Genomic DNA, 6,257 nt, shown 5'->3' with positions numbered 1-6,257 from the left:
CTAAGCAAGATAAAAAATGAAACAGAATATTATTAAAATTTTGAAGAATCCGTTCGTAGCAAACCTGCTGTTGGCCGGTTTGATTACACTGGTTCTTTTAGGAGTTGTAATGGCCTGGTTAAGCAGTTATACCAGACACAACGAGGCGGTTGTCGTTCCTGATGTAAAGGGGCTCAAAATTGAAGAGGCTGCAGCTTTCTTTGAAAGAAGCAACCTGCGTTACAATGTGATTGATTCTGTATTCTCCAGTGAAGTCCCTTCCGGGGCAATCGTAGAGATGGTTCCCGAAGCCGGTTCGAAGGTTAAGGATGGCCGTATCGTGTTTCTTACCATCAATGCTTCCAGTACTCAAACGGCTCCCATCCCTAATGTAAAGGATCTCTCTTTCCGTCAGGCACAGGCATTGTTGCAGGCAACTGGTTTTACATCTGTAGAGATAGAATATGTTCCGGGAGATTATAAAGACCTGGTTATCGGTGTAGAGCACCGGGGCCGTATGTTGAACAGCGGAGAAAAAGTTTCGTTGAAGGCAGCTCTTGTTTTAAAGGTTAGCAGCGGCGAGGCGAATCCATTGGATTCTCTTTCAGATTCGACAGAGGTACAGGAATTGGACAGCGAAGAAGAAAACTGGTTCTGATATGAATAACTCTTGGGAAGAGATAGAAGAGGATCCTTTAAAGGATCTTTTGGCCGACGACGATATTTCTGAAGATGATGAACTGGAGGAGTCTCCAACGCTTTACGAGCACTTCCGTTTTGTTGCAGATAAAGGTCAGTCACTGCTTAGAGTTGATAAGTTTTTGGTGGACCGCATGATGAATGCGACACGTAACCGTATTCAGCTTGCAGCAGAAGCCGGAGCTATTCTGGTAAACGGCACTCCGGTAAAGAGCAATTACAGGGTAAAACCCATGGATGTGGTTACACTCGTGATGACACGCCCCCGGAGGGAGCTCGAAATCATTCCGGAAAACATTCCCCTTAACATTGTATATGAAGATGATGATCTGTTGGTGGTGAACAAGCCTGCGGGCCTTGTTGTGCATCCGGGTCATGGAAATTATACCGGAACGTTGGTGAATGCATTGGCATATTATCTCAAAGACGATCCTTCGTACGATCCTTCCGATCCTCGTTTGGGTTTGGTACATCGGATTGATAAAGATACATCCGGATTGCTTGTCGTAGCAAAGAAGCCCGAAACAAAGGCTAATCTGAGTATGCAGTTTTTCCACAAAACAACCAAACGGAATTACAGAGCGTTGGTTTGGGGGATAGTGCAGGAAAACGAAGGCCGGATAGAAGGAAATATAGGCAGAGATCCGAAAGACAGGATGCAGATGACCGTCTTTCCTGATGGAGATCAGGGTAAGACAGCGGTTACTCATTATACCGTGTTGGAAAGGTTGGGATATGTTACTTTGGTTGAATGCCGGCTGGAAACCGGACGTACACATCAGATAAGGGCGCATATGAAGTATATCGGACATATTCTCTTTAATGATGCGCGGTACGGTGGTAACGATATTCTAAAAGGTACTACATTTTCAAAATATAAACAGTTTGTGCAAAATTGTTTCGCAATTTGCCCAAGACAGGCTTTACATGCCAAAACATTGGGTTTTGTTCATCCATCTACCGGTCAGGAAATGTTTTTTGATACAGATATGCCCGACGATATGACGCAATTGATCAATAAATGGCGAACATATGTAAATAACAAAGAGTTGTAAAAAATGAAAAAGAACATTGCAATAGTTGCAGGGGGAGATTCCTCCGAAGTGGTTGTTTCATTAAAGAGTGCAGAAGGTATTTACTCGTTTATTGACAAGGATAAATTTAACCTGTATGTGGTTATCCTTAAAAAAGGAGATTGGTCTGTAAGGCTGACCGATGGTGGATCGGCTCCGATCAATAAGAACGATTTTAGTTTTGTCGAAAACGGACAAGTGGTGCGTTTCGACTTTGCATATATCACCATACATGGTACTCCGGGAGAAAATGGCTTGTTGCAGGGCTATTTCGACTTGATAGGAATGCCTTATTCCTGCTGTGGTGTGTTGGCTGCCTCCATAACCTTCAACAAATTTGTATGTAACAATTATTTGAAGAGTTTTGGTGTAAATGTTGCTGACTCAGTTCGGTTGTTTAAAGGAGAAGCATGGTCTGATCAGGCTATTGTAGAATATCTGGGCTTACCTGTGTTTGTAAAACCTAACGACGGAGGTTCCAGTTTTGGGGTTACCAAAGTGAAAGAGATTACCGAACTGAACGGGGCGATCGCCAAAGCGTTCGAAGAAGGAGAGGAAGTATTAATTGAGAGCTATATTTCCGGAACAGAAGTAACTTGTGGTTGTTATAAAGTAAAGGGGAAAGAAGTTGTTTTTCCGCTTACGGAGGTAGTTACATCCAATGAGTTTTTTGACTTTGATGCAAAATATAACGGACAGGTCGAGGAGATTACCCCAGCCCGTATTCCGGCAGAACTGGCAGAACGGATTCAACGTGAAACTTTACGTATATACGACATTCTGGGTGCTAAAGGAATCATTCGTGTGGATTACATCATTGAGGCAAACGGTGAACCCAAATTACTTGATATCAATACAACACCGGGTATGACGGCCACCAGTTTTATTCCTCAGCAGGTTCGTGCTGCCGGATTAGACATCAAAGATGTGATGTCTGATATTATCGGAAATGAACTAAATAAGATTTGCCAATAATTTAAAAAAATATGGATAAAGAAACAGTTTCTCCCAATTTTGATGAGATTAGACCTCTCAACAACAATGAGGTGAAAGATGCAATTGAAAAGTTGCTTGCTTCCGACGATTTTGAACGTGCTTTGCGTTACATAATGCCCGATTTGAATTGGACAGAGTTTTCTGCATTGATGCGATCTTTTAAAACGAAAGAAGATTTTAAGTCGGTAATGGCTTATAATGCGGTGATGACAGTTGCAAAAAAAACAACTTTTTCGCTAACGATTTCTGGTAAGAGTCGTTTGCCGAAAGAACCTTGTACTTTTATATCAAATCACAGGGATATTGTTCTGGATGCAGCTTTTCTGAATGTGATGCTTTACGATGTGGGGCACGGTATGACTCAAGTGGCCATCGGCGATAACCTGATGATCCGTCCCTGGATTGAAACGCTGGTTAGGCTTAACAACAGCTTTATAGTTAAAAGAGGAGTGTCTGTACGCCAGATGCTGGAGGTTAGTCAGACTTTATCTGCCTACATGCATCACACAATCAAGGAGACTAAAGAATCTGTATGGATTGCACAACGTGAAGGCAGATCAAAAGATTCGGACGATCGTACCCAGGGAAGCGTTCTGAAGATGTTGAATATGGGGGGGACAAAAGATTTCCTTACCAATATGATGGAACTTAATATTGTTCCGGTAGCTATTTCTTACGAATATGACCCGTGCGATTTTCTGAAAGCGCAGGAGTTCCAGCAAAAACGCGACAATCCTGATTTTGTTAAGAGTCAGCGCGACGATTTACTGGCCATGGAAACAGGTCTTCTTTACAATAAAGGGCGTGTGCATTTTACACTGGGCTCACCCATAAACAAGGAACTGGCCAAGTTGGATCGGGGAATGGAGAAAAGCGAACTGATTACTGCCGTGGCATCGGCCATCGATCAGGAGATTTACAGACATTACCGTTTCTATCCGTGTAACTACCTTGCTTACGATATGTTGTACGGAGGCACACGATTCAGTGCTAATTACGGACAGAAGGATAAGAAAGCCTTTGAAGAATACCTTCAGGGACAGCTTGACAAGATTGTAATACCAAACAAGGACGAAGACTTCCTGCGCACCAAAATATTGCAGATGTATTCGAATCCGCTAAAGAATCACCTTACGGTTCAACCCTAAGTAATCGTACTATGATATATAGAGCCTCCTCTGTTCCTTTCTATGGAACAAGGAGGTTTTTTTATTTAATATGTGTTTCTTAACATAGACTGTAGATTATCATTTTGTTACTTATCATACTATCTTTGAGTATTGTAACCTTTTTACTACTAACAGTATGTGCAATATTTAACAGGATATCGTTATGAAAACAGATGCTTACATTCTTCGGGAGGAGAATTATGGAGCTCACAATTACCATCCGCTTCCGGTGGTGTTGGAGCGGGGAGAAGGCGTTTATGTATGGGATGTGGATGGAAACAGATACATTGATTTCCTTGCAGGATACTCGGCGCTCAGTCAGGGACACTGTCACCCCCGAATTGTAGATGCGTTAGTCGGCCAGGCTCAGAAGCTGGCCCTTGTATCCAGAGCTTTCCATTCGGATGTATTGGGCGAGTATATGGAATATGCCTGTCATTTCTTCGGATACGATAAATTATTACCTATGAATACCGGAGCTGAAGCTGTTGAAACGGCTTTGAAGCTTTGCAGACGTTGGGGATACCGGCGGAAAGGCGTGGCTCCCGACTGCGCCAAGATCATTGTTTGTGGTGATAATTTCCATGGACGTACCATTACCGTGATATCGATGTCGACCGATCCGAGCTCCTATGCCGGATTCGGGCCCTATACTCCGGGATTCATCAAAGTTCCGTATAATGACACCGAGGCTTTGCGTGTTGCTTTACAGGATCCGGATGTCACCGGTTTTTTAGTGGAGCCTATTCAGGGTGAAGCCGGTGTAGTAGTGCCGGACGACGGCTATCTGAAAAGCTGTTACGATCTATGCAAGGCTCATCAGGTGTTATTCATGGCCGATGAGATTCAGACTGGTATCGGGCGGACCGGACGATTGCTTGCTTGCGATTACGAGGATGTACATCCGGATATCCTTATTTTGGGTAAAGCCCTTTCGGGAGGGATGTATCCGGTTTCGGCAGTATTGGCCAATGATGATATTATGCTTACCATAGCTCCGGGAGAACATGGCTCTACCTATGGTGGAAGTCCCATGGCTGCAAGTGTGGCTATCGCATCCTTATCGGTTGTACGCGACGAACAGTTAACACGAAACGCTTTTGAGATGGGTGAATTATTTCGGAACGAGATTGCAAAAATTAATAATCCCATGTTGCTTAAAGTCCGCGGTAAAGGACTGCTCAATGCTGTGGTGACAAGACCGATGGAGCATAAAACGGCATGGGATATTTGTCTCGCATTGAAAGAGAACGGTCTGTTGGCCAAGCCAACTCACGGAGATATCATTCGTTTTACCCCTCCGTTGATTATAACGAAGGAACAAATGATGGACTCCATTGCCATTATCCGGAAAACGCTGGATGCTTTTGGAAAATAATGGCTGATTGAATAAATTAAAAACAAAACCACATGAAAATAAATGTTATCGGTGTACCCCTGAATCTGGGCTGCGATCGGAAGGGAGTGGAAAAGGCTCCTAATTATTTAAGGGAAAGGGGACTGATGAGCCTGATCCGCAGTCACGGACACAAAGCCTTCGACCTGGGAAATTTATATGTTCCTCCTGTTACAGAAGAGGAAAAATACCTGAAGGGTTCGCGGTTGAAGTACCTGGATGTGATTGTAGAAGTTAATAACAACCTGGCTGAACTTGTATATGATACCTTGCGCGGCGGAGCTTTCCCCCTTGTAATAGGCGGCGACCATTCTCTGGGACTGGGTAGTGCATCGGGAGTTGGTAAGTGCTACGATGATTTTGGTATCATCTGGTTGGATGCCCATGGAGATATCAATACGGGAGAGACTTCACCCAGCGGAAATATTCATGGCATGCCTCTAAGTGCACTGATGGGATTGGGAAGCGAAGAGTTGGTGAATGTCTATTCGCCCGGCAATAAAGTGCTTCCCCAGAATGTATTTTTGGTTGGAACACGCAGTCTGGATGAGGGAGAATGCGCACTGATTGAAGAGCAGCACCTCAGCGTATATACCATGGATACCATCCGTGACAAAGGAATTGCCTTTGTTGCCGAAGATATCAAGAATAAATTACGCGAACGGAAAATAAGGAATGTCCATTTCAGCATTGATGTGGACAGCATTGATCCATCGTATGCTCCCGGAACAGGAACCCGAGTGCCGGAAGGATTGATCCCTTCCGAATTTGAAGAGTTTGTAAGTCACATATTGTCGACAAACCTTATCAAGTCGCTGGATCTGGTAGAACTTAATCCCGAATTGGATAGCGATGATAAGACGACCAATCTTTGCTTGTCTGTAATCGATTACATTACCTCCCGCTTATAGAACCCTGTTAAATAAATCTGAAATCCGGCTATAT

Annotated in this window: 6 protein-coding genes; all 6 read left to right on the top strand. The window is 43.7% G+C overall.

Going from position 1 to position 6,257, the window contains the following annotated elements:
- The first annotated feature begins 16 nt into the window (after nt 1-16).
- Nucleotides 17-637 (top strand): PASTA domain-containing protein, encoded by a 621-nt coding sequence (locus tag F5613_RS11055; RefSeq protein WP_179399795.1) that lies wholly within the window; start codon nt 17-19, stop codon nt 635-637.
- A 1-nt stretch (nt 638) separates the two neighbouring features.
- Complete coding sequence (locus tag F5613_RS11050) at nt 639-1,733, top strand: RluA family pseudouridine synthase (protein ID WP_079684202.1); 1,095 nt, start codon at nt 639-641, stop codon at nt 1,731-1,733.
- 3 nt (nt 1,734-1,736) lie between these two features.
- The gene (locus F5613_RS11045) at nt 1,737-2,726 is read left to right on the top strand and encodes a D-alanine--D-alanine ligase (RefSeq protein WP_179399794.1); all 990 of its coding nucleotides are present in this window, start codon (nt 1,737-1,739) and stop codon (nt 2,724-2,726) included.
- 11 nt (nt 2,727-2,737) lie between these two features.
- On the top strand, nt 2,738-3,895 hold the full coding sequence (locus F5613_RS11040; RefSeq protein WP_179399793.1) for a 1-acyl-sn-glycerol-3-phosphate acyltransferase: 1,158 nt from the start codon (nt 2,738-2,740) through the stop codon (nt 3,893-3,895).
- A 184-nt stretch (nt 3,896-4,079) separates the two neighbouring features.
- Nucleotides 4,080-5,294, top strand: coding sequence for an ornithine--oxo-acid transaminase (rocD, locus tag F5613_RS11035; RefSeq protein ID WP_179399792.1), 1,215 nt, complete (start codon nt 4,080-4,082; stop codon nt 5,292-5,294).
- A gap of 32 nt (nt 5,295-5,326) precedes the next feature.
- Nucleotides 5,327-6,223: an arginase gene (gene rocF, locus F5613_RS11030; RefSeq protein WP_079684198.1), complete on the top strand. Its 897-nt coding sequence runs from the start codon at nt 5,327-5,329 to the stop codon at nt 6,221-6,223.
- Nucleotides 6,224-6,257: the final 34 nt, after the last annotated feature.

This window comes from Macellibacteroides fermentans (genome assembly GCF_013409575.1).
Taxonomy (GTDB): Bacteria; Bacteroidota; Bacteroidia; order Bacteroidales; family Tannerellaceae; genus Macellibacteroides; species Macellibacteroides fermentans.
Note: the sequence above shows the minus strand (reverse complement) of the source record. Positions and strands in the feature narration are given on the sequence as shown.